The organism is Azovibrio sp. (genome assembly GCF_049658005.1).
Taxonomy (GTDB): Bacteria; Pseudomonadota; Gammaproteobacteria; order Burkholderiales; family Rhodocyclaceae; genus Azovibrio.
Window position 1 is genome coordinate 1 of record NZ_JBASOH010000019.1, and the last position, 25,558, is coordinate 25,558.

General features: G+C 62.6%; 25 protein-coding genes. 7 read left to right on the top strand and 18 right to left on the bottom strand.

Annotated elements, in window-relative coordinates; translation table 11 throughout:
• On the top strand, window positions 1-200 hold a 200-nt coding region (locus WBH99_RS01870), incomplete at its 5' end, for a hypothetical protein (RefSeq protein ID WP_424218413.1).
• 12 nt (window positions 201-212) lie between these two features.
• Here the strand turns inward: WBH99_RS01870 and WBH99_RS01875 are convergent.
• The 5 genes from WBH99_RS01875 to WBH99_RS01895 form a co-directional block, all read right to left on the bottom strand.
• Window positions 213-965, bottom strand: coding sequence for a hypothetical protein (locus WBH99_RS01875; RefSeq protein WP_424218414.1), 753 nt, complete (start codon window positions 963-965; stop codon window positions 213-215).
• Window positions 962-1,504, bottom strand: coding sequence for a helix-turn-helix transcriptional regulator (locus WBH99_RS01880; RefSeq protein ID WP_424218415.1), 543 nt, complete (start codon window positions 1,502-1,504; stop codon window positions 962-964). The genes WBH99_RS01875 and WBH99_RS01880 overlap by 4 nt, the downstream gene beginning before the upstream one ends.
• Before the next feature lie 354 nt (window positions 1,505-1,858).
• Window positions 1,859-2,209, bottom strand: a complete 351-nt coding sequence (locus tag WBH99_RS01885) for a hypothetical protein (RefSeq protein WP_424218416.1) — start codon at window positions 2,207-2,209, stop codon at window positions 1,859-1,861.
• A complete protein-coding gene (locus WBH99_RS01890) occupies window positions 2,191-2,493 on the bottom strand; it encodes a hypothetical protein (RefSeq protein WP_424218417.1) in 303 nt (100 codons plus the stop codon). Before WBH99_RS01890 ends, WBH99_RS01885 begins: the two co-directional genes overlap by 19 nt.
• Window positions 2,494-2,565: 72 nt before the next feature.
• On the bottom strand, window positions 2,566-4,089 hold the full coding sequence (locus WBH99_RS01895; RefSeq protein WP_424218418.1) for a tyrosine-type recombinase/integrase: 1,524 nt from the start codon (window positions 4,087-4,089) through the stop codon (window positions 2,566-2,568).
• Between the two features lie 285 nt (window positions 4,090-4,374).
• On the opposite strand from WBH99_RS01895, the gene mutS reads away from it, so the two are divergent.
• Window positions 4,375-6,936 (top strand): DNA mismatch repair protein MutS, encoded by a 2,562-nt coding sequence (mutS, locus tag WBH99_RS01900; RefSeq protein ID WP_424218517.1) that lies wholly within the window; start codon window positions 4,375-4,377, stop codon window positions 6,934-6,936.
• A 124-nt stretch (window positions 6,937-7,060) separates the two neighbouring features.
• On the opposite strand, the gene rbfA is transcribed toward mutS, so the two are convergent.
• The 12 genes from rbfA to WBH99_RS01960 all read right to left on the bottom strand — a co-directional run bounded on the left by rbfA (window position 7,061) and on the right by WBH99_RS01960 (window position 18,510).
• Window positions 7,061-7,459 carry a 30S ribosome-binding factor RbfA gene (rbfA, locus tag WBH99_RS01905; protein ID WP_424218419.1) on the bottom strand — a complete coding sequence of 133 codons (399 nt, stop codon included), beginning with the start codon at window positions 7,457-7,459 and terminating at the stop codon, window positions 7,061-7,063.
• Between the two features lie 78 nt (window positions 7,460-7,537).
• Window positions 7,538-10,366, bottom strand: a complete 2,829-nt coding sequence (gene infB / locus WBH99_RS01910) for a translation initiation factor IF-2 (RefSeq protein ID WP_424218420.1) — start codon at window positions 10,364-10,366, stop codon at window positions 7,538-7,540.
• Between the two features lie 12 nt (window positions 10,367-10,378).
• Window positions 10,379-11,851 (bottom strand): transcription termination factor NusA, encoded by a 1,473-nt coding sequence (gene nusA, locus WBH99_RS01915; protein ID WP_424218421.1) that lies wholly within the window; start codon window positions 11,849-11,851, stop codon window positions 10,379-10,381.
• A 27-nt stretch (window positions 11,852-11,878) separates the two neighbouring features.
• A complete protein-coding gene (gene rimP / locus WBH99_RS01920) occupies window positions 11,879-12,319 on the bottom strand; it encodes a ribosome maturation factor RimP (RefSeq protein ID WP_424218422.1) in 441 nt (146 codons plus the stop codon).
• A gap of 169 nt (window positions 12,320-12,488) precedes the next feature.
• The gene (gene rluB / locus WBH99_RS01925; RefSeq protein WP_424218423.1) at window positions 12,489-13,451 is read right to left on the bottom strand and encodes a 23S rRNA pseudouridine(2605) synthase RluB; all 963 of its coding nucleotides are present in this window, start codon (window positions 13,449-13,451) and stop codon (window positions 12,489-12,491) included.
• The gene (gene scpB, locus WBH99_RS01930; RefSeq protein ID WP_424218424.1) at window positions 13,441-13,986 is read right to left on the bottom strand and encodes an SMC-Scp complex subunit ScpB; all 546 of its coding nucleotides are present in this window, start codon (window positions 13,984-13,986) and stop codon (window positions 13,441-13,443) included. The genes rluB and scpB overlap by 11 nt, the downstream gene beginning before the upstream one ends.
• Window positions 13,955-14,824, bottom strand: a complete 870-nt coding sequence (locus WBH99_RS01935) for a segregation and condensation protein A (protein WP_424218425.1) — start codon at window positions 14,822-14,824, stop codon at window positions 13,955-13,957. The genes scpB and WBH99_RS01935 overlap by 32 nt, the downstream gene beginning before the upstream one ends.
• Window positions 14,821-15,114 (bottom strand): lipid-A-disaccharide synthase N-terminal domain-containing protein, encoded by a 294-nt coding sequence (locus WBH99_RS01940; RefSeq protein ID WP_424218426.1) that lies wholly within the window; start codon window positions 15,112-15,114, stop codon window positions 14,821-14,823. The genes WBH99_RS01935 and WBH99_RS01940 overlap by 4 nt, the downstream gene beginning before the upstream one ends.
• Complete coding sequence (locus WBH99_RS01945; protein ID WP_424218427.1) at window positions 15,114-16,313, bottom strand: tryptophan--tRNA ligase; 1,200 nt, start codon at window positions 16,311-16,313, stop codon at window positions 15,114-15,116. The genes WBH99_RS01940 and WBH99_RS01945 overlap by 1 nt, the downstream gene beginning before the upstream one ends.
• Window positions 16,314-16,319: 6 nt before the next feature.
• Complete coding sequence (locus WBH99_RS01950) at window positions 16,320-16,970, bottom strand: site-2 protease family protein (RefSeq protein ID WP_424218428.1); 651 nt, start codon at window positions 16,968-16,970, stop codon at window positions 16,320-16,322.
• A 43-nt stretch (window positions 16,971-17,013) separates the two neighbouring features.
• Window positions 17,014-17,646, bottom strand: a complete 633-nt coding sequence (locus tag WBH99_RS01955) for an L-threonylcarbamoyladenylate synthase (protein WP_424218429.1) — start codon at window positions 17,644-17,646, stop codon at window positions 17,014-17,016.
• An 18-nt stretch (window positions 17,647-17,664) separates the two neighbouring features.
• A complete protein-coding gene (locus tag WBH99_RS01960) occupies window positions 17,665-18,510 on the bottom strand; it encodes a 3',5'-nucleoside bisphosphate phosphatase (RefSeq protein WP_424218430.1) in 846 nt (281 codons plus the stop codon).
• Between the two features lie 206 nt (window positions 18,511-18,716).
• Here WBH99_RS01960 and WBH99_RS01965 point away from each other — a divergent pair, with 206 nt between their 5' ends.
• From WBH99_RS01965 to gcvP, 5 genes are all read left to right on the top strand, one after another.
• Window positions 18,717-18,995, top strand: coding sequence for a BrnT family toxin (locus WBH99_RS01965; protein ID WP_424218431.1), 279 nt, complete (start codon window positions 18,717-18,719; stop codon window positions 18,993-18,995).
• Window positions 18,955-19,275 carry a BrnA antitoxin family protein gene (locus WBH99_RS01970; RefSeq protein WP_424218432.1) on the top strand — a complete coding sequence of 107 codons (321 nt, stop codon included), beginning with the start codon at window positions 18,955-18,957 and terminating at the stop codon, window positions 19,273-19,275. Before WBH99_RS01965 ends, WBH99_RS01970 begins: the two co-directional genes overlap by 41 nt.
• A 657-nt stretch (window positions 19,276-19,932) precedes the next feature.
• The gene (gcvT, locus tag WBH99_RS01975) at window positions 19,933-21,024 is read left to right on the top strand and encodes a glycine cleavage system aminomethyltransferase GcvT (RefSeq protein ID WP_424218433.1); all 1,092 of its coding nucleotides are present in this window, start codon (window positions 19,933-19,935) and stop codon (window positions 21,022-21,024) included.
• 64 nt (window positions 21,025-21,088) lie between these two features.
• Entirely contained in the window at window positions 21,089-21,472 is a 384-nt protein-coding gene (gene gcvH / locus WBH99_RS01980; protein ID WP_424218434.1) for a glycine cleavage system protein GcvH, read from the top strand.
• Window positions 21,473-21,634: 162 nt separating this feature from the next.
• Entirely contained in the window at window positions 21,635-24,523 is a 2,889-nt protein-coding gene (gene gcvP / locus WBH99_RS01985) for an aminomethyl-transferring glycine dehydrogenase (RefSeq protein WP_424218435.1), read from the top strand.
• 205 nt (window positions 24,524-24,728) lie between these two features.
• Here the strand turns inward: gcvP and WBH99_RS01990 are convergent, their stop codons facing one another.
• Entirely contained in the window at window positions 24,729-25,319 is a 591-nt protein-coding gene (locus tag WBH99_RS01990) for an NnrU family protein (protein WP_424218436.1), read from the bottom strand.
• Window positions 25,320-25,558 lie beyond the last annotated feature (239 nt).

A 25,558-nucleotide genomic window follows, 5' to 3' on the forward strand; every position in this document is an offset into this window, starting at 1 on the left:
GCAAGCCCTATGGCCTGGAGCGGGTCTGCCGGGTGCTCGAATTTCCCCGCTCGACGGTCTATGCGCAGCAGGCGCGGGAGTCGGCCAACGGGGTGGCCTTGCACCCGCAGCGGCGTGGTCCGAAACCGAACCTGAAGGCTGGAACGCTGCACTTAGCTCAACACCCAGAATGCATCGAAGCGGGTTTTCGGATGCATTGAGCCAGATAGAGATCAAGGGGCGAGTGGGTCCTGCCTTGGGAGAGGTCGAGTGACCTTAGGCTTTCTGGGGATATCGTGAATCTTCCAGTATTCCTCCATTTTGCGCGCCACGTCAGGCACGCCAAAAAAACTTCCGGAGGATACGATGCCGATCATGTCCTCCTTGGTCAACCGTGGAGCCTTCGTGTCCTGTAGGGTCTTGAGCAGACTGCCCATCACTGCATCGGGATAATCCTGAAAAAGGGCCGCCAAGCCCGTTCCTTGGTTAACCGACCACACATCGTAGCGCTTGAAAATCCCCGGAGGCAGATGCTTCTGATTCTCTGACACGAGCCACGCCTCATCCTCCTTGAAGGTTCGTGCCATGGCTATCGCTGCGAGGGCCACAGAATAGTCCTTCGGATGAACACCGTGAGTCTCTCCTACCCGCAGCCTATCCGGAGGAACGGCTTGGCGCATCTTCTCCATATTCCAACCTGGGATGCTCCATTCGGGCTGCATGGCCTCGAAATTAGACAGGCGCTCGCGCGCTTTTTCCTCGTTTGCCAAGATGACAGAATCGTATTTCCGCTGTGGCGTGACATCCTTCTTGATATCGTCGGACCACGCTCGCTTGATTGCCCAATTACGTATGAACTCCTCGCCGATCTCCGGGGTCCAGTGAAGCGAGACGAGGCCCGACTGAGCCATGTCAAAAAAAACATTCGAGACGTTGCCCTTGACCAGGATGCAGGCATCAACCAGAAGACGGGCTGCAACAGTCATTTACGCCGCCTCGCCGGCCGGTGCATCTCCGACTCGGCCCGCTCTGCGGCTATGCGGGCGAGTGCGGCCTCCTGCCCTTCCTCGGGAGGGGGCTCGTCAAAGAATTCAGCCGGGGAGTCGTTGAGGATATTCCTTTCGGGACGGACAGCAGGCCCCGAAAGACCGCGCGACTCCATCCACGCCTCAACATCCGAGCGAAGGACGGAACGCTGCCCACCCGTGGAGCGTTTGACCTTCCCCTCGAACTCATCGGAATCGAGCAGCGCGACCACGTAAGGTCTACTGTATCCGAGCATGGAGGCGACGGCCTCGGTTTTCATCCATATATCCGCACTGCGGACGGGATGCAGGACCGAAATAGCCCCGGCGACTTGGTCGTCTTTCTCGATGACGTCCACAAGGGCCCCGACTACGGCTGCCGCACCCTTTCTGCTGGCTTTGGCCTTGGCACCATCCCCTCCGAACATGAGGACATCCACCTTACTGAGAAAGGCGTCCTCAATGATTTTTCTGGCATCGCGCTTGGTGAGAACAGTCATAACAACCTCCATTAAACTCGAAAAACTCGAAACAATACTCTCTCTACCCGACGGCGATGTCAAGCCCTCCTTATGGCACTACCTGCATCGTTTTAGCGTAGCTAAGGGAAACTGAATTCTCCGTAATTCGCACCCCTCGATCACTACATGCAAGGCGGCGACATGCATCGGATTTCCCCCTATGTTCCGGGCCTTCCTGTATTTCGGACAAAACAAAGCCCTTTGCTGGGCTTCAAAGTTGGACCATTGCGTCGGTCTCGTTTCTCTCGGACATGCCAGGTCTATTCCCCATGATCTCGGAAAGGGCCTTCACCGCTTAGGGGCGCAAGCATGTCGCAAAAATCCAAGCTCAAGTTAGCTCTCGGAAGTAATTTCCAGCAATTCAAACTCCTCCTGAATCGCTCTCGACCAGCTGGCCTCATTCCGGAGGAGCTCCGAGTAGGCGTCTTGAAACAGCGCCCGAGCCTTCGTGTCGGACCACGGCACGCCCATCGCCTCAATCACCGAGAGCCACACGATTTCGAGGACGGCCGATTTTTCGTCAAAGCGAGAGAGGCCGAGCCGATCAGGGCCGGAGAGTCGAGCTTGCCGTCCGCCGATTGCCAGAATGGCTGAGGGATCGCCAAATCCATGAGCGAGGCAAAACAGAGCCCCCGGCTTTTTGCCGCCTCCATCGTCGAGGACACCTAGCCGCTCCGATGCCATCGGCGCAGATCCTCCATCCGGTAGGAAACCTTCGCATTCCGACCGCCCTCCTTCGGCTGGGAATAATCCGGCCCGCCGCCTTCGCTTCTCAGCCTAGCGAGCGTCTGCTCCGAGACTCTCAGGTAGAGCGCCGCCAAGGCCGGTTCAAGGATCGACTCGTCCGGCATTCTTCCTAGGGCGTCAAGCAGCAGGATTTCCTGCAACGAGGGTAATCCGGGGATCTGGATGCTCGCAGGATCAATCGAAAGCGCCGAAGCGGGCGCGGCCATCGCCAAGTCGGTCATGTTTATCCTTTTGATAGTGGCGAATTCGGCGGCTGCCGGCCCATCGCCGCGCCGAAATCGCAAACGCCATAATCATACATCGCCGCCATCCAATTGCTTTCTGGGGCGGCCCGGCCGAGGCTTCGTCGGCTTCAATTGGTGCGGTTCCGGAGCCGGCAGCTCTTCGGCGCCATCCGGCCGCAAAGCATTCCAGACGTTCGGCGCCGCTTTGAGGATGATCTCTTCAACCTTGGTGATCGCGTCCTTGACCATCCCCCATTCCGCTTGCGTGTAACGATCCGTCACGTCGCCGCTGGCATGATTGAGCAGGCGCTTCACCAAGTGGGGCTGAAGTCCCGCATGGTTTAGAGCGATCTGTCCAAAGGTCCGCCGAATGTCGTGCTGAGTGATGCCCGGAAGCCCAGCCTCTTCCGCTAGGCGTTCCAATAGATCATTCGAGTTGACGTAGTGGCCAGCCTTGGAGGCATCGCTCTGGGCCGGGAACACGAAGCGGCGTTTTTTCACGAAGCCCTCTTTGTTGGCCCAACGCTCGGACTGAGCCTGCTGCCTCATTTGCAGAAGTTTTTGAGCGCAAGGGCCCAGCGGCAGTTTGTGCGGCCGCTGATTCTTGGTTTTGTGGAAGCGCAGAGCCCCTTCCGAAAGGTCCAGCCAAGAAACCTTGAATGGGTCATCCTGCGGGGACTTCGGCTCCCTCCCCTCCGGAGCCAGAATTTCCCGCCAAACCAAACCGGCGTGCTCGCTCTTCCTGCATCCCCACAGGAGCATCAGCAAAATGAAGTCGCAGCCCGTGTCGTTGTCGTTGACGAACCGCTTGGCCCAAACCGCTTCGAGGAAGCGGCCGACTTCGGCCAAATCCATCGGCTTGCGCATCCGGTTCTTCTCCCACTCCGTTTCCAACTCGGCACGTGTTCGGTAGCAGCCGAGGTGAACGAGGGTTTTGAAGGGATTCGCCAACAAGCCGGGCTGCCGCCCCTCGGACTGGGCGTTCACCGCCTCCAAGCTGAGAACATGCTCGACAGACACCGAGGCCCAGCGAAACGTCTGCTCGGTGGCCGTCCGCGCCGTAGCGGCCAGCTCGTCGAACTTTTCCTTGATCTCGTCTGACGCAAGCGATTTCACTCGTCGCCCTTTCCAGAAGGAAAGCTTGCGCTCTGAACGCTCGAAGCCCTTGATCGTGTTTTCCGTGGCCGGATTCTTTCGATTCTTCAAGTACGTGAGGTAGCGGGCCATCGCATCTCCGAGCGTGATTTCCGAAGCGATCAATCGGCGACGCTCTGCGTTTGGGTTGGAGCCTGTTTGGCGAATCGAGAGCGACAACTCCGTCGCCTTGGTTCGAGCGTCTTCAAGCTTCGCGAAGTCCGAAACGTCGCCGACCTTTGCCTTGACCACTCGCCCGGCGACCTTCTTTTGTATGACGAATGTCTTCCGGCCTGCGGAGACTTTGACCCCGAAACCCACCAGCTTGGTGTCGAAAACGATGTAGGGAGCCTTTTGGGGGTTGGGCTCGAAGACCATCTTCCCGTCGACGATCCCGACAGGCTTCTCGTCGATTCGGAGCTGATCAAGGATAATTCGTCTATTCAGTTCAATTTTCACGCGAAGCCTCACGAGCGAATAGGTAGCCCAACACGTTTATGCAACCAACTGTTTTTATTGAAGAAAATAAAACATCGAGCACCAACAACAGGGAAGGTAGCCCAATGTTTGACGCACGGGCAGATAATACCTCTCGAAAGCTACCCATGGGCTACTTTTTGCAAGGCAATACGCGATATCACCTGATGTCAAATGAGTTCAAAAAATAACCAAAACCAAGAAACCACAAGGGATACAAGCGGACCGGACGTGGTGGCAAAGGGCTTTGAAAAACACACCCCGATGATGCGCCAGTACCTGCGCCTCAAGGTACAGCACCCGGACATGCTTTTGTTCTATCGCATGGGGGACTTCTACGAGCTGTTTTACGAGGATGCGGAAAAGGCGGCGCGGCTGCTGGACATCACCCTCACTACCCGGGGCCAGTCGCTCGGGGTGCCGATCAAGATGTGCGGCATTCCCTATCATGCCCTGGAAGGCTACCTGGCCAAGCTCGTGAAGCTGGGGGAATCCGTGGTGATCTGCGAGCAGATCGGCGACCCGGCCACCAGCAAGGGGCCGGTGGAGCGGGCGGTCTCCCGCATCGTCACCCCGGGCACCCTCACCGATGCCTCCTTGCTCGATGAACGCCGGGATGTGCTGCTCCTGGCCCTCACCCAGGCGCGCCAGACGGTCGGCCTGGCCCGCCTCAACCTGGCGAGCGGCGAATTCATCCTCACCGAGATTCCCGCCGCCCAGCTGGGCGCCACCCTGGAGCGCATCCGCCCGGCGGAGATCCTGCTCCCGGAGGGCCTGGAAATCCCCCTGCCCGAGGGCGTGGCCTCGACCCGGCGGCCGGACTGGCATTTCGATCCGGACAGCGCCCGGACCCTGCTCTGCGAGCATTTCAAGGTGCGCTCCCTGGGCGGCTTCGGGGCCGATGAGCTAGGCCCGGCCCTGGCCGCGGCCGGCGCCCTGCTACAGTACGCCCAGATCACCCAGGCCCGGGCTCTGCCCCATGTGCAGGGCCTGCAGGTAGAGCAGGAAGGGGCCTACCTGGGCCTGGACACGGCCACCCGGCGCAACCTGGAGCTTACCGAGACCCTGCGGGGCCAGCCCTCCCCTACCTTGTTTTCCCTGCTCGACACCTGCGTCACCAGCATGGGGGGCCGCTACCTGCGTCAGGCCCTGCACCATCCTCTGCGGGACACGGCCCTGCCCACCGCCCGCCAGGAGGCGGTAGCCGTGCTGCTGGAAGATTACGGCCATCTGGCCGGTCAAGTGCGCCGGGCCTTGAAGGGCCTGGCCGACCTGGAACGCATCGCCGGCCGCATCGCCCTGATGAACGCCCGGCCCAGGGACCTTTCCGCCCTGCGGGATTCCCTGGCCCAACTGCCGGAATTGGCCGACATCCTGGCGGCGCCGCCATCGTCCGCCCTCGAAGCCAGCCCCCTGCTCGCCCAGCTGGCGGCCGAGCTGGTGGCCCCGGGCGAAGCCCTGGACCTGCTTTGCCGGGCCATTGCGGCGGAGCCTGCTGCCCTGATCCGGGACGGGGGCGTGATCGCTCCGGGCTTTGATGCAGAGCTGGACGAACTGCGGGCCCTGAGCGACAACTGCGGTGCCTTCCTGATGGACCTGGAAGCGCGGGAGCGGGAGCGCACCGGCATCGCCAGCCTCAAGGTGGAATACAACAAGGTGCATGGCTTTTACATCGAGGTGACCCACACCCACACCGACAAGATTCCCGAGGATTACCGCCGCCGCCAGACCCTGAAGAATGCCGAGCGCTACATCACCCCGGAGCTGAAGGTGTTTGAAGACAAGGCCCTCTCCGCCCAGGAGCGGGGCCTGGCCTGTGAAAAGGCCCTGTTCGAGGACATCCTGACGCGTCTGCAGCCGGAAGTGGGCCGCCTGCAGGCCATTGCCCGGGCCGTGGCCCAGCTCGACATGCTGGCCAGCTTTGCCGACACGGCCCTGCGCCGCAACTGGTGCCGGCCGGAATTCAGCCACGAGCCGGGCCTTTACATCGAGGCGGGACGCCACCCGGTGGTGGAAGGAGAAATGGAAGGCAGCGGCGCCAGCTTCATCGCCAACGACCTGGAGCTCTCCGGGAGCCGCCGGCTGCTGCTCATCACCGGCCCCAACATGGGCGGCAAATCCACCTACATGCGCCAGACGGCCCTGATCGCCCTGCTTGCCCAGGTGGGCAGCTTCGTGCCCGCCCGCACCGCCCGACTAGGGCCCCTGGACCGCATCTTCACCCGCATCGGCGCCTCCGACGACCTGGCTTCCGGCCGCTCCACGTTCATGGTGGAAATGACCGAGGCCGCCGCCATCTTGCACCATGCCAGTCCCAACAGCCTGGTGTTGATGGACGAGATCGGCCGGGGCACCTCCACCTTCGATGGTCTGGCCCTGGCCTTTGCCATCTGCCGCCACCTCCTGGAAAAGAACCGCAGCCTGACCTTGTTCGCCACCCACTATTTCGAACTCACCCGCCTGGCCCAGGATCACCCTACCCTGGCCAATGTGCATCTGGATGCGGTGGAACACGGGGATCGCATCGTCTTTTTGCACGCCGTGGAAGAAGGTCCGGCCAACCAGAGCTACGGCATCCAGGTGGCGGCCCTGGCCGGCATGCCCGGCGCCGTGGTGCGGGCGGCGAAAAAGCAGCTCCGGGAACTGGAACAAAAAGCTTCGGAAAACCCCCTGCAGCCCGACCTGTTTGCCAGCGCCCCGGCCCTCGAGCCGGAAGTCCGGACGGAGCCCCACCCGGTGCTGGCAGAACTCGAAGCCCTGGACCCGGACCGCCTCAGCCCCCGGGAAGCCCTGGAAGCCCTGTACCGTATCAAGGAAGCCCTGCGGTAAGCACCGCGGGAAACCCTGCGGTCAGCCCTCTGAACAACAAGGCTCCCGAGGGAGCCTTGTTGCCATTCGTGGCACACGGCGGCGTTTATCGGCGGCGTTTATTGGCCGCGTTTATCGGCAGTGATCATCCGGCCTCCCCGGATGCCGCGGCGCCGGGCGCTTCCTCCTCGCTCGTGCGGGACAGGGCGGCGGCCTCGTCGATCAGCCGGGACAGGCTGGCGCCCCGCTCCAGGGAATCGTCATGGATGAAGTGCAGTTCGGGCAGGGTATGGATGCGCACCCGACGCCCCAGTTCCCGGCGCATGAAACCGCCGGCGCGGCGCAGACCGACCTGGATTTCCGGCAGATGCGACGTGTCCAGGGTGGTGAAATAAATCTTGGCATGGGCGTAGTCGGGGGTCAGCTCCACGGCGGTGAGGCTGATCATGCCGATACGAGGGTCCTTCAATTCGGTGCGGATGATGTCGGCCAGGTCGCGGCGGATTTGCTCGCAGACCCGGTCAGATCGGGAAAAACTTTTCATGTTCTGACTCCCGGAAAAGTGCAGCGAGGCCGGGGCTGACAAGCCTCGCCTCGCCGCACGATTTCCATTGCTGGCAGCTTAAAGGGTACGGGCCACTTCCTGAATCTCGTAGGCTTCGAGCATGTCGCCTTCCTTGATTTCATTGAAGTTCTTGAGAGACAGACCGCACTCGAAGCCGGCCTTGACTTCCTTGACGTCGTCCTTGAAGCGCTTCAGGGACTCCAGCTCGCCGTCCCAGATGACCACATGGTTGCGCAGCAGACGGACACGGGAGTTGCGCCGGATGACGCCTTCTTGCACCAGACAGCCGGCGATGGCACCCACCTTGGAGATGAGGAACACCTGGCGGATTTCCACGAGGCCGGTGATGACCTCCCGTTTTTCGGGAGTGAGCATGCCGGACAGGGCGGCCTTCACGTCATCGACCGCATCGTAGATGACGTTGTAGTAACGGATATCCACACCGAAGTTCTCGGCCAGCTTGCGGGCGTTGGCATCGGCACGGATGTTGAAGCCGATGATGACGGCGCCGGAAGCCTGGGCCAGATTGACGTCGGATTCGGTGATGCCGCCGACGGCGCCATGAATCACATTGACCCGCACTTCCGGAGTGGAAAGCTTGGTCAGGGTCTGCACCAGGGCTTCCTGGGAACCTTGCACGTCGGCCTTGATGATCAGGGCCAGGGACTTCACTTCGCCTTCGCCCATTTGCTCGAACATGTTTTCCAGCTTGGCGGCCTGCTGCTTGGCGAGCTTGACGTCGCGGAACTTGCCTTGACGGAACAGGGCGATTTCCCGGGCCTTCTTTTCGTCGGTCATTACCATGGCTTCCTCGCCGGCAGCCGGCACATCGGAAAGACCGAGGATTTCCACGGGGATGGAAGGACCGGCTTCCTTGATGGGCTTGCCGTTCTCGTCGAGCATGGCACGGATGCGGCCGAATACCGGGCCGGCCAGCACCACGTCACCCTGCTTCAGGGTGCCGGACAGCACCAGCATGGTGGCCACCGGGCCCCGTCCCTTGTCGAGGCGGGCTTCGATGATCAGGCCCTTGGCGGGGGCTTTTCTGGGAGCCTTGAGTTCCAGGACCTCGGCCTGGAGCAGCACGTTCTCGAGCAGTTCGTCGATGCCCAGGCCCTTCTTGGCCGAGACGGGGATGAAGGGGGAATCGCCGCCGTATTCTTCCGGCACGACGCCTTCGGCCACCAGTTCCTGCTTGACCCGGTCAACATTGGCATCGGGCTTGTCGATCTTGTTGACCGCCACGACGATGGGCACACCGGCCGCCTTGGCGTGGTGGATGGCTTCCCTGGTCTGGGGCATGACGCCGTCGTCGGCGGCCACCACCAGGATGACGATGTCGGTGGCTTTGGCGCCGCGCGCGCGCATGGCCGTGAAGGCCTCGTGGCCCGGGGTGTCGAGAAAGGTGATCATGCCGCGATCGGTTTCGACATGGTAGGCACCGATGTGCTGGGTGATGCCGCCGGCTTCGCCGGAAGCCACCTTGGCGCGGCGGATGCAGTCCAGGAGCGAGGTCTTGCCGTGGTCGACGTGACCCATGACCGTCACCACCGGAGCACGGGGCTCGAGCGTGGCGTCATTGTGTTCGGCGTGATGATCCTCATCGAGGAAGGCATCGGGATCGTCCAGCTTGGCAGCAACCGCGACATGGCCCATTTCTTCCACCACGATCATGGCGGTTTCCTGGTCCAGCACCTGGTTGATGGTGACCATGGAGCCCATCTTCATCAGGGTCTTGATCACTTCAGTGGCCTTGACGGCCATCTTGTGCGCCAGATCGGCAACCGAGATGGTCTCGGGCACATGCACTTCGCGCACGATGGGTTCGGTTGGGGCCTGGAAGCCGCCTTCACCCTCGCTCTTGGGGGCGCTCTTCTTGCCGTGCTTGCCGCCTTCCTTCCAGCCCGTGCCGCCCACGGCGCCACGCGTCTTGAGGCCCGGCTTTTTCTTGCCGTCGTTCCAGGCATCCTTGCCGCTCTTGGCGCCCTTCTTCTCGGCATCCGGCTTCTTGTGCAGGGTCTTCTCGGACGGCTTGGCCTCGGTTGTAACCTGAGCCGCCACCTGCTGCTTGGCAAGCTCGGCGGCCTTGGCGACCACGGCCTTTTCCTCGGCCTCGCGGCGCAGCCGGATGATTTCGGCCTGGCGCTCCTGCTTTTCCTTCAGTTCCCGGGCCTGGCGTTCGAGCAGACTCTGGTGGCGGCGCTCTTCATCGGCGCGGGCCTTGAGTTCGGCTTCGCCCAGGAAAGATTGCTTGACCACGGTCTTGGCCTTGCGCACCGGCGCGGCGGCGGCGCCAGCCCTGGTTTCGGGCCGGGCCGGTGCGGGGGCGGCTTCGGCCGGCTTCCCGACAACCGGGGCGGGCTCGGGAACCACTTCGGGTTCGGGTGCGGGCACCTTGACGACGGGCTCGATCACCGGCTCAACCACGGGCTCGACCACGGGCTCAGGCACCCTTTCAGGTGCAACAGGCGCAGGTGCAACGGGCGCAGGTGCAACGGGCGCCACGGTTTCGGGTACGGGAACGGGCTTCTGTTCTGGGGCGGCGGACGGGGCTCCAGACTTGGCCTCGGCCGCCCCCGGTTCGGGCGTGTCGCGCTTGACCAGCACGCGCTTCTTGCGCACTTCGACCTGGACGGTGCGGGCACGGCCATGGGAGTCCGTAGCACGGATTTCCGAGGTCTCCTTGCGGGTCAGGGTGATTTTGGTCTTGGTTTCGGCTTCGCCGTGGGAACGACGCAGGAAATCCAGCAGCTTGGCCTTGTCCTGATCGGTCAGGCGATCCTGAGCTCCCTGCTTGCTGACCCCTGCCTTCGCCAGTTGCTCCAGCAGGGCATCCACAGGCATTTTAAGTTCGCCAGCGAACTGGGAAACGATGGTTGTCGACATACTTCTACCCCCTTACTCGAACCAATGGGCCCGGGCCTTGAGAATCATGGCCTTGGCCTTTTCCTCGTCCATCCCGGTCATATCGGTGAGTTCATCCACGGCCAGTTCGGCCAATTCATCCCGAGTCTTGATGCCGTGGGCCGCCAGCTTGGCGGCCACTTCCTTGTCCATGCCTTCCAGACTCAGGAGATCTTCGGCCACCTGGTCCAGATGTTCTTCAGTGGCGATGGCTTCTGTCAACAAAACATTACGGGCGCGATTACGGAGCTCATTGACGATACCCTCGTCCAGCCCCTCGATTTCCAGCATTTCAGCAAGCGGCACATAGGCCACCTCTTCCAGCGAGGAAAAACCTTCTTCAATCAGCAGGTCCGCCAGTTCCTCGTCGATATCCAGCTTTTCCATGAACAGCACCCGGGTGGCGGCAGACTCGGCCTCCAGGCGCTTCTCGGATTCGTCCTGGGTCATCAGATTGATGTTCCAGCCGGTCAGTTCGGACGCCAGGCGCACGTTCTGGCCGCTGCGGCCGATGGCGATGGCCAGGTTGGCCTCATCCACCACCACATCCATGGCGTGTTTCTCTTCGTCCACCACGATCGAGGAAACCTCCGCCGGTGCCAGTGCGCCGATCACGAACTGGGCCGGGTCGGCAGACCACAGGACGATGTCGATGTTCTCACCGCCAATTTCGTTACGCACCGCAGTCACCCGGCTGCCGCGCATACCCACGCAGGTGCCAATGGGATCAACACGGGGATCATTGGATTTGACCGCAATCTTGGCGCGCTGACCGGGGTCCCGGGCGCAGGCCTTGATCTCCATCAGGCCGTCCTCGATTTCCGGCACTTCGATTTCAAAGAGCCGGATGATGAATTCAGGGGCCGTGCGGGACAAGATGATCTGGGGACCGCGGGCACCCCGGTCGATGCGCAGCAGATAAGCCCGGACCCGGTCGCCGACGCGCAGGTTTTCCTTGGGGATCATCTGGTCGCGGGGCAGGATGGCTTCGATCTTGCCGGCTTCGACGATGGCATTGCCGCGTTCCATGCGCTTGATGGTACCGGAGACGATGTGCTCCTTGCGCTCCAGGAAATCGGCCAGAATCTGTTCCCGCTCCGCGTCGCGAATCTTCTGCAGGATCACCTGCTTGGCGGCCTGGGCGCCGATCCGGCCAAAATCGATGGGCTCCAGGGCTTCTTCCAGGTAGTCGCCGACTTCCACGTCCGGATCGTCCTTGCGGGCCTCGGAGAGGGGAATCTCCGTGAATTCATTGACGTAGGCACTATCGTCCACTACCTGCCAGCGGCGGAAGGACTCGTAATTCCCCGTGTTCCGGTCAATGGTCACCCAGACATCGGCCTCGTCGTGGATACGCTTCTTGGTAGCCGAAGCCAGCGCACTTTCCAGGGCGCTGAACACCACATCCTTGGCCACATTCTTTTCCCGGGCCAGGGCATCCACCAGCAACAACATTTCACGGCTCATCGTTTCAGACCTCCTAATCCGCCGGGCTCAACCAAAGTCAGGCACCAGACGTGCTTTCTCGATATTTTCCAGATCCAGTTCCACTTCGCCCGTTTCCAGGCGCAGTGCCACCTTGCCATCACGCAGACCCAGGAGTTCCCCCTGGAAGTTGCGCCGCCCATTCAGGGGCATGCGCACACGCAACTGGATGTCCTGCCCGGCAAAGCGTTCAAAATCCGCTCGTTTTTTCACGGGCCTGTCCAGCCCGGGAGATGACACCTCCAGGCGGTCATAGTCCACATTTTCCACTTCCAGGAGTCGGGACAACTGGTTGGAGACGGTGACGCAATCATCCACGTCAATTCCACCTTCCCTGTCGAGCTTGTCGATGAAGACGCGCAGGGTCCGCCCCTTGGGGGACATTTCCAGATCCACCAGCTCGTAGCCGAGGCCGTTGACCGTTTTTTCCAGCAGGGTATGTAAATCCATAGCCACAATAAAAAAATGGGCGCGAAGCCCATCACAATAAAACCGCACCGAATTCCGGCCGGCGGAACAAACCGTAGAATTATAACGACTTTTGCCGAACGAGCCAAGGCCCGATCGGCAAGCGGGAGTCAACAGGAAACGGGGCGGCGCCGGATGAAGTCTGCGGAACTCAGTCTTCCTTTGCCGCAACGGGTTTTGCCGACGCGGCCTTGAGGCCTTGCATCAGCCGCTTCACATCCGCCTCTTCGAGTTCCCGGCTCTGGCCCCGTTTCAACCAGGGCGGCAGCAAGAAGGGGCCGTAGCGGACCCGGATCAGGCGGCTGACCCTGGAACCGACGGCTTCGAACATGCGCCGCACTTCCCGGTTACGCCCTTCATGAAGGGTGACCTTGTACCAGTGATTGGCGCCCTGGCCGCCGCCATCTTCCAGGGAATCGAACTGGGCCATGCCGTCTTCGAGCATCACGCCATCGAGCAACTGGCGCTGGGATGCCATCGACAATTCGCCCAGCACCCGCACGGCGTATTCGCGCAGCAGTTCCGAGCCCGGGTGCATCAATTGATTGGCGAGTTCACCGGAAGTGGTAAACAGGATCAGCCCCGAGGTATTCAGGTCCAGACGCCCCACGGCCACCCAGCGGCCACCGCGCAGGCGCGGCAGGGCGGTAAAGACATTCGGCCGGCCTTCCGGATCGTCCCGGGAGACGATTTCGCCTTCGGGCTTGTGGTACATGAGTACCCGCGGCAGACGATTGGAGAAATGCAGGCTGACGAGCTTGCCGTTGACCTTGACCCGGTCCCGGGGACCGACGCTCTGACCCACCTGGGCGGGCTCCCCATTGACCTGGACCCGGCCTTCGGCGATCCAGGTTTCCATTTCCCGCCGGGAACCGAGGCCGGCCTGGGCCAGCACCTTGTGCAAGCGCTCGCTTTCTGGAGCTTCAGGGACGGGTTTGGCGCGCGGCTGGGCCGGACGGGAAGCATCGCCCCGGGGGCCGCCGGTAGGCCGTGCCGGACGTCGGCGCTGAGCCGCCTCGGGAGAAGGGTCAGTTTCGGCAGTGCCGTGCCGCCGTTCGCCAGCAGGGGCGGAACGCGGGGTGGCAGGGCGAAAAGGGGTTTTCTTAGGCCGCATCGGCAAGCTCCAGGTTTGTTGGGGGAATGGCCTCCAGGGCCGGTAATTCAGTCAGGCTGCGCAAACCCAGATCGTCAAGGAATTTGCGGGTGGTGGCATAGAGGGCCGGGCGCCCGGGCGTTTCCCGGTGGCCCACGACATCGATCCAGCCCCGCTCTTCGAGCACGCGGATGGCATGGGTATTGACGGCCACGCCGCGGATTTCCTCGATATCCCCTCGCGTAACCGGCTGGCGGTAGGCAATGATGGAAAGGGTTTCCAGCACGGCGCGAGAATAACGGGGAGGCTTTTCCGGGTTCAGGCGTTCGAGATAGGGCATGAACTCGGCCCGGGTGCGAAAACGCCAACCGGAGGCCAGCTGGATCAATTCGGCTGGCCGCGCCTTCCACTCGTTACGGATCTGGTCGAGCAGCTTGCACAACACCTCGTTTGACAATTCGTCATCAAACATCTTCTTGAGATCAGCGAGGCTCAGCGGCTCCTGGGCTGCCAGCAGCGCGGCTTCAAGCACCTGCCTGATCGTTGCCAGTTCCATAATTCACCTCGCTTTCACGGTTCGTGCAGGCCTGTCTGACATAAATCGGCTCAAAGGCTTCGGTCTGCGTGATTTCCACCAGCCGCTCCCGCGCCAGTTCGAGCATGGCAAGAAAATGTACCACCAGGCCGGGCGCGCCCATGGCCGGATCAAACAGGGCTTCAAATTGCACGTAGCCGCCCTGCGCCTGCAGCTGGCGCAGGATGATGCCCATGTGCTCGCGCACCGACAACTCTTCCCGACCGATCTGATGGTGCTGGTGCAAGCGGGCCTGGCGCAGGATACCCAGCCAGGCGTCCTTGAGGTCGTCGAGTCTCACTTCCGGGTAGCGCTTGAGCCGGCACTTTTCGACCAGGGTTTCGACCCAGAGGAAATCCCGCCCGGCCTGATCCAGGGCATTGAGCTGCTGGGCGGCCAGCTTGATCTGTTCGTACTCCATCAACCGCCGCACCAGTTCGGCCCGGGGATCGTCAGCCTCCTCGCCCTCTGCCGCTTTGGGCCGGGGCAGCAGCATGCGCGACTTGATCTCGATCAGCATCGCCGCCATCACCAGGTATTCCGCTGCCAGTTCCAGGTTATGGACCTGCATGGAGTCGATGTAACTCAGGTACTGGCGGGTCAGGGGGGCCATGGGAATGTCGAGGATGTCGATATTGGCCTTGCGGATCAGGTACAGCAACAGGTCGAGGGGACCTTCAAAGGCATCGAGCATGACCTCCAGGGCATCGGGCGGGATGTAGAGGTCGGCGGGCATCTCGGCCAGGGGCTGACCATAGATGCGCGCCAGCATCGGCAGCCCGGCCTGCACCGCCCCGGGTGCGTCCAGCACCCCGGTCATTGCGGGGCCTGCGGCGATTCCCGGTGCCGATGGATGAGCACCAGATTGCGCACATAAATCAGCAGCCCCAGGCTCTGACCAAAGATGAAGACCGGGTCCTTGCGATAGATGGCGTAGGCGGTGAGCACGGCGCCGCCGGCGATGCTGAAGTACCAGAAGGACAAGGGCACGACACTTTTCCGGGCCTTCTCGCTGTGCAGCCACTGGATGATGAAACGGGCGGAAAACAGGGCCTGGCCAAGAAAGCCGATGACCACCCAGACCATGGCCTCGTCAAGGGTGAAATCCATCAGCGGTAATCCAGCCCCATGGCACTGCGCACATCACGCAGGGTGGCGCACGCCAGTTCCCGAGCCTGGTCTGCGCCATCCGCCAGAATTTTCCGGATCAGCGCCGGATTTTCCTGGTAGTGACGTGCCCGCTCCTGCATGGGGGCCTGTTCCTCGAGAATGCCGTCGATCACCGGCTGCTTGCATTCGAGGCAGCCGATGCCGGCGCTCTTGCAGCCTTGCTGCACCCAGTCGCGGCAGCTTGAGCCGGAATAGATCTGATGCAGCTGCCAGACCGGGCACTTCTCCGGGTCGCCCGGATCGTTACGACGCACACGGGCCGGATCGGTCGGCATGGCCTTGATCTTCTTTGCGACGGAATCCGCAGCTTCGCGCAGCGCAATGGTGTTGCCATAGGACTTGCTCATTTTCTGGCCATCCAGCCCCGGCATTTTCGCGGCTTGGGTAAGCAGGTAGCCGGGCTCCACGAGAATGGTCTTGCCCGTGCCTTCCAGGTATCCCAGCAGACGTTCCCGGTCTTCCAGGGACAGGCTGGCTTCGGCCAGCAGGGCCTTGCCCTTGTCCACGGCGGTTTTGTCCCCCTCCTGCTGAAAGCGGGTACGCAGTTCCTTGTAACTGCGGCGATGCTTGCTGTTCAGCTGCGCCAGGGCCGCCTCGACCTTGTCCGCAAAACCGGGTTCGCGGCCATACAGGTGGTTGAAACGCCGCGCCAGCTCGCGGGTGAATTCGACATGCGGAATCTGGTCCTCGCCCACCGGCACCTTGTCGGCCCGGTAGATCAGGATGTCGGCGCTCATCAGCAAGGGATAGCCGAGAAAGCCGTAGGTGGAAAGGTCCTTGCTGGCGAGCTTTTCCTGCTGATCCTTGTAGGTCGGCACCCGCTCCAGCCAGCCCAGGGGCGTCATCATCGACAACAGCAGGTGCAGTTCGGCATGCTCGGGCACCTGGGATTGAATGAAGATCGTGGCTTGCGCCGGGTCCACGCCCGCCGCCAGCCAGTCCACCACCATGTCCATGCTGTTCTGGTGGATATTGCGGGGATCGTCGTACTGGGTGGTCAGGGCATGCCAGTCCGCCACGAAGAAGAGGCAGGGATAGTCCTGCTGGAGTTTGACCCAGTTGGCCAGTACCCCATGGTAATGACCCAGGTGCAAGGCCCCCGTGGGGCGCATGCCGGAAAGCACTCGTTCTGCGTACATGGCTCGTCAATACAACTGAAAGATGGATTCGATACCACCCTGCACCACCCCGATGACGGGCCAGAGAATCTGCCCGAGGACACCGGTAAAGAGCAGCAGGATGAGGATGGGAAAACCAAAGGGTTCGATCCGGGCAAACTGCCAGGCCAGGCGGCCCGGCAGCAGGCTTACGGCAATCCGGCCGCCATCCAGCGGTGGCAGCGGCAGGAGGTTGAGCACCATCAGCACGAGGTTGATGGAAATGCCGATCTTGCTCATTTCGGAAAGCGGCAGGGTGTAGGGGTTGCTGGGCATCTCCCAGGCGAGTTTCAGCAAGGCGGCCCAGAAGAAGGCCATGAGCAGATTCGACGCCGGTCCCGCCGCCGCCACCCAGAGCATGTCACGCTTGGGATGCCTCAGCCGGCCGAAATCCACCGGCACCGGCTTGGCGTAGCCAAACAAGATCCCCCCGGACGACAAGAGCAAAATGCCCAGGGGCAGCAGGATGGTGCCGAACAGGTCGATGTGGCGCAGGGGATTGAGGCTGATGCGCCCCGCCAGCCAGGCGGTGGGATCGCCGAAATGGCGGGCGGCATAGCCATGGGCGGCCTCGTGCAGGGTGATCGCAAAGATCACCGGCAGGGCCGCAAGGGCCAGGGTCTGGATCAGATTTTCCATCGGGCACCACCAAAAAACGTCATGTTATCAGAGCCCTGCCAAGTCATTCCGCATTCAGGCCAAAGGGTTCCAGGGGGCCACGCCCCTGGCGCACCAGCACCGGCACCGTTCCGGTCAGATCAATCACCGTGGTGGGATCGGTGCCGCATTGCCCGCCATCCAGAATCAGTTCGATCCGCCCGGACAGGGCATCCTGAATCTCCCAGCCCTCGGTGAGCGGGGCTTCATGACCGGGGAGCTGCAAGGTGGTGGTGAGCAAAGGTTCCCCCAGCTCATCGAGCAGGGCCAGGGCGACAGGGTGATCCGGTACCCGCAGGCCGATGGTCTTTCTTTTGGGGTGCATCACCCGGCGCGGCAATTCCTTGGTGCCTTCCAGGATGAACACATAGCTCCCCGGGGTCGCCGCCTTGAGGAGGCGATACTGGGCATTATCGACCCGGGCGTACTTGGCGATCTCGGAGAGGTCCCGGCACATCAGGGTCAGGTGATGCCGGTCATCCACCTCCCGGATGGCGCGGATGCGGTCCAGAGCCTCCTTGTCCCCCAGATGGCAGGCCAGGGCGTAACAAGAGTCGGTGGGAAAGGCGATCACCGCGCCATCGCGCAGCATCTCTGCCGCACGGGCCAGATAGCGCTGCTGGGGGTTTTCATTATTGATGGCAAGTAATTGGGGCATGAATCGTTCTTTTGATTTTCAGATATCGAGCAGGCGCCAGACCGGCTTCAGGTCTTCAGGCAGGGCAGGCAGGCAGCCCAGGTCCACATAGCTCTCTACGGGGCCATGAAAGTCCGAACCCCGGGAGGCATGAAAGGCAAACTGGCGCGCCAGGCGGGCATAGTGAAGGATATGGTCCGGGCTGTGACTCCCGCAAACCACCTCGATGGCCTGCCCGCCCAGGTCCTTGAAGTCGCCGAGGAAGCGGCGCATCTGCCCGCTGGAAAGCTTGTAGCGGGCAGGATGGGCCACCACGGCCACACCGCCGGCGGCATGAATCCAGCCCAGGGCCGCGCCGAGGCTGGCCCAGCGGTGTTCCACATAACCCGGCTTGCCTGGCACCAGGTAATGATCAAAGACGTTGCGGGGCTCCTTGAACAGGCCGGTTTCCACCAGGTGGCGGGCAAAGTGGGCCCGGGAAATCAGCAGGGGATTGCCCGCATGGCGCATGGCGCCTTCAAACACACCGGGAATGCCGATGGCGGCAAACGCATCACCCATGCGCCGCGCCCGTTCCACCCGGCCGCTGCGCACACTGACGAGTCCCTCCACGAAGCCGGGATGTCGGGCATCGAAACCCAGCCCCACCACGTGAATCGGGTTGCCTTCCCACTCGATGGAGATTTCCACTCCATTGACGAATACCAGCCCTCGTTCCTCTGCCGCCTGCCGGGCCTCCGGCAGACCGTCGATATCATCGTGGTCGGTGAGCGCCAGGTGGCTGACGCCCAGCCCGGCCGCCCGCGCCACCACTTCAGCCGGCGGCAGCAGGCCGTCGGAAACGGTGGAGTGGCAGTGAAAGTCGAAATTCGCGGGGGATGACACGGGCGGGAACGAAATACGCAGCAAAACGTGGATGCTAGCACATTCCCACCGCACTCCCCGCTCCGCCCCCGGCCCGGTGCTCAAAGACAGGCCCGCAAACCGTATTGACCGATGCGGCCAAGCGGATGGCAAGCTGGAAGCTTTGCAGCCTGCAAAGGCAGTAAAAAAGGCTTAATGTAACTACAAAACGAATCTACCATAAAGCCATGGACTTTGAATGGGACGCCGACAAAGAGGCGCTAAACCTGCGCAAACACGGCGTGCAATTCAGCCTTGCGGCGCGAGTGCTGCTCGACCCTTACCGCATTAAGGTGTACGACGGGCGCGAGGACTACGGCGAAGATCGATGGGCCACCATCGGCTATGCCGCCCCCGCCTTGCTGTATGTTGTTCATACCGTCCGGCATGAGGAAACCATCCGGCTAATTTCAGCGAGAAAAGCCAATGAGCAAGAACGCAAGCAATACCGTCAAGCTCACCCTTGACCCCAAGAATTTGCCGCCGTTAGCGGCGCAACAACGTGCCGAGCTTGAGGCGGTAGCGGCCATGCCTGATGAGGCCATCGACTACAGCGACGCACCCTATCTGCCGGATGACGTCTGGATGAAGGCGGCGGAGCAGTTGCCCCATGCCAAGAAGCAAATCACGCTGCGCATTGATGCCGAAGTGTTGGAGTTCTTCAAGCACACCGGCAAGCGCTATCAGTCGCGCATGAACGCCGTTTTGCGCTCCTACGTTGAGGCTCACAAGGCGCAGGCGAAATGAACGACCCCTACCGCACCAGGCCAGCTGACCGGAGCTCACGGCGCGCATCGCCCATATCCGTGTATATCCGCCCATATCCACCCATATCCGTGCATATCCAGGCGGCCTTGCGTCATGTCGGCGCAGTTGCAGAGCCGTTGCCCCAGGCCAGGCGCGAGAAGGCGTTCGTGGACGATGGGGTGGCGAAACGATGGGGTGGCGAAAATCACCCGACCGCCCCCGCCCTGGCTCCCCCCCAGGGCCGCTCGCATTGGCGGGGTAACGGCCGGATTCAGGATCCTGCTTGTTGCCAGCCGCCACGCCCCCCTTTATAGTGCGCTGCGTTCCTTGGAAGAGGACGGGGCGACCTGCCCGCAGCCGCAAACGCGCAGGCAAAGGATCGTGAAACCCGATCGTGAAACCCGACTGTGAAACCATCAGGAACCCCTTGGAGCACCAGGATGTGACCATCACAACTCTGGAGAGCCGGCTTTTGCTGCCAGGATCGCGGTGCCCACCGATGGGGCAAACGGCCAGAACTGGCTGCCCCCGGTATCGAGGGTATCGAGGGTATCGAGAACAGGGAGGTGAATCGCATGGCCTGCCCAGTGCTCCCATCCGACTCACCCTTTTCTTTATCTCGAAACCGCGTCAAAACACGCCTCCAAGGGGTTGATCATGCTCAAGACCACGGTACTCAATACCGCCCACCGCGCCCTCGGCGCCCGGATGGTGGATTTCGGCGGCTGGGAGATGCCGCTCCATTACGGCTCCCAGATCGAGGAGCACCACGCCGTGCGCCGCGACTGCGGCATGTTCGATGTCTCGCACATGTGCGCCGTGGAGGCCATCGGCCCCGACGTCAAGACCTTCCTGCTTCGCCTCATCGCCAATGACATAGGCAAGCTGAAGACCCCCGGCAAGGCGCTCTACAGCACCCTCTTGAATGAAGCCGGCGGTGTGGTGGACGACCTGATCGTCTATTACCTGTCCGACACCCACTACCGCCTCGTGATCAATGCCGGCAGCACCGACAAGGATCTCGCCTGGATGGCCGAGCGCCTTTGCGAGTGGTGGCTCGACGTGTGCCTGATCCCCTTGCGCACGGGGCCCACGGCCGTGGCCATGATCGCCGTGCAGGGCCCTCACGCCAAGGCCAGGGTCTGGGAAGTGCTACCGGAAGTGCGGCCCGCCACCGAAAAGCCGGGCCCCTTCTTCGCGGTCGAGGTCGGCCCCCTCTGCATCGCCACCACCGGCTACACCGGCGAGGAAGGCTTCGAACTCACCGTCCCCGCCGCCCAGGCCGAGGACATCTGGAACGCCCTGCTCGCCGCCGGGGTCAAGCCCTGCGGCCTGGGCGCCCGCGACACCCTGCGCCTCGAAGCCGGCATGAACCTCTACGGTCAGGACATGGATGAGAGCGTCTCTCCCCTCGATGCGGGTCTGGCCTGGACCGTGGACCTTGCCTCGGAACGGGATTTCGTCGGCAAGGCCGCCTTGCTGGAAAAGGGCCGGCAGCGGCAGTTCCTGGGGCTGAAACTGCTCACGCAAGGAGTCCTGCGCGCCCACCAGAAGGTCGTCACCGCCCAGGGCGAGGGCGACATCACGAGCGGCAGCTTCTCCCCTACTCTGGGCTGTTCCATCGCCTTCGCCCGCCTGCCCCTGGGGGTTGCCATCGGCGACAGGGTGAAGGTGGAGATCCGCGGCAAGCGCCTCGACGCCGAAGTCACCCGTCCGCTCTTCGTCCGGCACGGCAAGGCCCTGATCTGATCGACCCAGGAACCTTCCTCGCACCTCATCTTCCTTGCAACCCTTTCTTCAAACGGAGTTTTCCATGAACATCCCCGCCGAACTCAAATACACCGCCTCGCACGAATGGGTCCGTCTCGAAGCCGACGGCACCCTTACCGTGGGCATCACCGACCACGCCCAGGACCTGCTCGGGGATCTGGTCTTCGTGGAACTCCCCGCCGTGGGCCAGGAACTCGCCGCCGCCGAGGAGAGCTGCGTGGTGGAATCGGTGAAGGCCGCCGCCGATGTCTATGCCCCGGTGGCCGGAACCGTCACCGCCATCAACGAGGCCGTCGTGGAGGCCCCCGAAAGCGTGAATCAGGACGCCTACGCCGCCTGGCTATTCAAGCTCGCCCCGGCCAATGCCGCCGACCTCGATGGCCTGCTCGATGCCGCCGGCTACAAGGCCAGCATCGATGCGGCCTGATCTACGTCCGCATTTCCGCCTCCGCTAGCGACCGGCTCGGGGCGGCCCGCCGCCCCAAAGCCTTGGCCGCCTTCAAAGCCTTTGCCCTTCAAAGCCTTTGCCGCCCCAAAGCCTTGGCCACGCCAAAGCCTTTGTGATTTTCCGAAAACGCCTGGATTTTCCATGACCCCATCTGCCCCCCGCCTTGCCGACCTGGAACAACAGGACGAATTCATCGCCCGCCACCTGGGCCCCGGCCCTGCCGAACAGGCCGCCATGCTGGCCGCGATCGGCGCCGGCAGCCTGGAAGCCCTGATGGATCAGACCCTCCCTGAAGCCATCCGCCTGCCTGCCGACCTGCCCCTGCCGGAGCCCCGCCGGGAACATGAGGCGCTCGCCGAGCTAAAGGCCATCGCCCAAAAAAACGTGCTGAAGAAGAATTTGATCGGCCTCGGCTACCACGACACCCTGACCCCCAAGGTGATCCTCCGGAATGTGCTGGAAAACCCGGGCTGGTACACCGCCTACACTCCCTATCAGGCCGAAATCGCCCAGGGGCGCCTCGAAGCCCTGCTCAATTTCCAGCAAATGGTGGTCGATTTGACCGGCCTCGAGCTTGCCAACGCCTCCTTGCTCGATGAAGCCACCGCCGCCGCCGAAGCCATGGCCATGGCGCACCGCCTCAGTCACCAAGACGGCAGGTCCGGGACGAAGCGTTTCTTCGTGGATCGCGACGCTTTTCCCCAGACGCTCGACGTGCTGCGCACCCGGGCCGAATACTTCGGCTTCGAGCTGGTGATCGGTAGCCCCGCCCAGGCCGCCGACGCGAAGGTGTTCGGCGCCCTGCTGCAATACCCCGACCAAAGGGGTGAAGTGGCCGACCTTGGCGACTGCATCGCCGCCTTGAAGGCGACGGGAGCCATAGTGGCCGTGGCCGCCGACCCGATGGCCCTGGTGCTGCTGCAATCCCCCGGCGCCATGGGCGCCGACATCGCCCTGGGTTCCAGCCAGCGCTTTGGCATTCCCCTGGGTTTCGGTGGCCCCCACGCCGCCTTCTTCGCCTGCCGGCAAGCCTTCGCCCGCTCCATGCCCGGCCGCATCATCGGCGTCTCGAAAGATGCGCGCGGCAAGCCGGCCCTGCGCCTCGCCCTACAGACCCGGGAACAGCACATCCGCCGGGAAAAGGCCAATTCCAACATCTGCACCTCGCAAGTGCTGCTCGCCAACATGGCCGGCTTCTATGCCGTCTATCACGGCCCCGAGGGCTTAAAGACCATCGCCCAGCGCATCCACCGGCTCACCGCCATCCTCGCCACGGGCCTGGCTGCCGTTGGCGTCAAGGTGCTCACCCAGCGCTATTTCGACACCATCCAGGTCTATCTGGGCGATGCCGCCTACGCCGCCGCCCAAGCCGCCGGTTTCAACCTGCGCCAGGCAGGCAGCGACACCCTGGGCATTTCCATCAATGAAAAAACCAGCGGCGCCGACATCCTCGCCCTGCTCAAGGCCCTGACCGGCAAGGCCATGGATCTGGCCGCCCTCGACCAGGAAGCGGCCCGCCATGACGTGCTCGCCGGCCTGAAACGGCAGGATGCCATCCTCACCCATCCCGTGTTCCAGCGCTACCACACCGAACACGAGATGCTGCGCTACCTTAAGAAACTGCAGAACAAGGACCTGGCCCTCGACCATTCCATGATCCCCCTGGGTTCTTGCACCATGAAGCTCAATGCCACGAGCGCCATGATCCCCCTGGGCTGGCCCGAGTTCAGCGACCTGCACCCCTTTGCGCCCTTGGACCAGGCCCAGGGCTATCTGGAAGTGCTGAAAGAACTCTCCGGCTGGCTCGAGACCCTCACCGGTTTTGCCGCCATCTGTCTGCAGCCCAACTCCGGCGCCCAGGGCGAGTACGCCGGCCTCGTGGCGATCCGCCGCTACCATGCCAGCCGGGGCGAAGGCGAGCGCGACATCTGCCTGATCCCCCGCTCCGCTCACGGCACCAATCCCGCCAGCGCCCGGATGGCCGGCCTCACGGTGGTGCCGGTCGATTGCGATGCAAACGGCAACGTCGATGTCGCCGACCTGAAGGCCAAGGCCGCCCAACATGAGACCAGGCTTGCCTGCCTGATGCTCACCTATCCTTCCACGCACGGGGTGTTCGAAGCGGCGGTGCAGGAAATCTGCGCCATCGTGCACGCCCACGGCGGCCAGGTCTATATGGATGGCGCCAACCTCAATGCCCAGGTCGGCCTCACCTCGCCCGGGCGCATCGGCGCCGATGTCGCCCACATCAACCTGCACAAGACCTTCGCCATTCCCCACGGCGGCGGCGGTCCGGGCATGGGCCCGATCGGCATGAAGGCCCACCTCGCCCCCTTCATGGCCGACCACGTGCTCCAGGCCACCGGCCCGAAAGACCGGGTCAATGCCGGCCAGGGCGCGGTGTCCGCCGCCCCCTTCGGCTCCGCCTCGCTGTTGCCCATCTCCTGGATGTACATCGCCATGCTCGGTGGCCGGGGCCTCAAGCTCGCCACCCAGACCGCGATCTTGAACGCCAACTACCTGGCCTGCCGGCTGCAGGCGCACTATCCGGTGCTCTACCAGGGTCAAAATGGCCGGGTGGCGCACGAGTGCATCCTCGACATCCGCCCGCTCAAGGCCGCCACCGGCATCAGCGAGACGGATATCGCCAAGCGCCTGATGGACTACGGTTTTCACGCCCCCACGGTGAGCTTTCCGGTGGCCGGCACCCTGATGCTGGAACCCACCGAATCGGAATCGAAGGCCGAGCTCGACCGCTTCATCGCCGCCATGATCCATATCCGCGAGGAAATCCGCCGGGTAGAAACGGGGGAATGGCCGGCGGCAAACAACCCGCTCAAAAACGCGCCCCACACCCAGCAAGATCTGCTCGATGCCGAATGGAAGCGTCCCTACTGCCGCGCCGAGGCCTGCATCCCCCTGCCCTGGGTGGCCGAAAACAAGTTCTGGCCGAGCGTGAACCGTATCGACGACGTGTATGGGGACCGCAACCCGATCTTCACCTGTCCACCCATGGCGGACCATCAGTAAGCCACCAAACCCGGCCGGCTTTGATTCCGGTCAAGGCCGGCCGTCAGCTTTCATGGGAGCGGAGCCGCTTCCCCACCTTCCCACGGTCTGCCCATGAGCCCTCACCGTGAAATCCACAAGCCCAACTTCCCTGAATGCTGGGGCAACCCTTGAGCCGCCTGCCTTGCAGGGAAAGGAAAGGCGGAGAGCGGGAGGCGGGTCGCTTTTATGTGATCGCGAAGGGCGAGACGCCGATCAGTGGCTGGTGGCCGAAACGCGCAAAGGCAGCCCAGGCAACGATGCCGACAATGACCGTGATGATCGTCCGGCTCAGCGGCCCCGCGACATAGATCTTTCCGGCGGCGCGATCACGGCGGCGCGCGCTGATGAAGTCTGCTATTGCCCAGATCAGAAAGCCTCCGAAAAGCAGTACATCACCGAGATTGCCATTGGCCAGCAGATGCGCCAGCGCCCATATCATGGTTCCGGCCAGCAAGGGGTGGCCGACGGCGCTTTTGAAACGATCGCCCGGTACATAGGCGGCGATGATCAGGATGAAGGCGGGCAGCGTCAGCAGCGAAGCCACATGTCGCGTCCAGTCCGGCGGAGTCCAGATGACGATCGGGTTGATGCGGGTTGCCCCATAGCCCCAGACCAGCAGCCCGAAGGTGAGGAGCGCAACGACGGCGTATAGCCCTTTCCAGGGAATTTCGCCCAGTTTCGCCGCTTGTGCATCGCGCCAGGGGCGCGCGAAGATCGAGACGGAATGGCCGCCGAGGAAGCTCAGAAGGCCGACAACGAGCAGGGTGTAGTCCATGAATGACTCCTTGCAAAGAATGCTGGGATGAGATGATGGGAATGACAGGGCGAGCAAGCATACAATAGTTCTCCCAGAACTTGTTTTACACATAAGTGGCAGGAGGCAGGACAACACGGGGTTGTCACCCATGGCACCCATGGCACCCATGGCACCCATGGCACCCGCGCTTCATACCATGCCATCGGTCAAGCCATGAAAGGCATGCCTCACTCGACGTGAAATTGCAACGGGAGCAA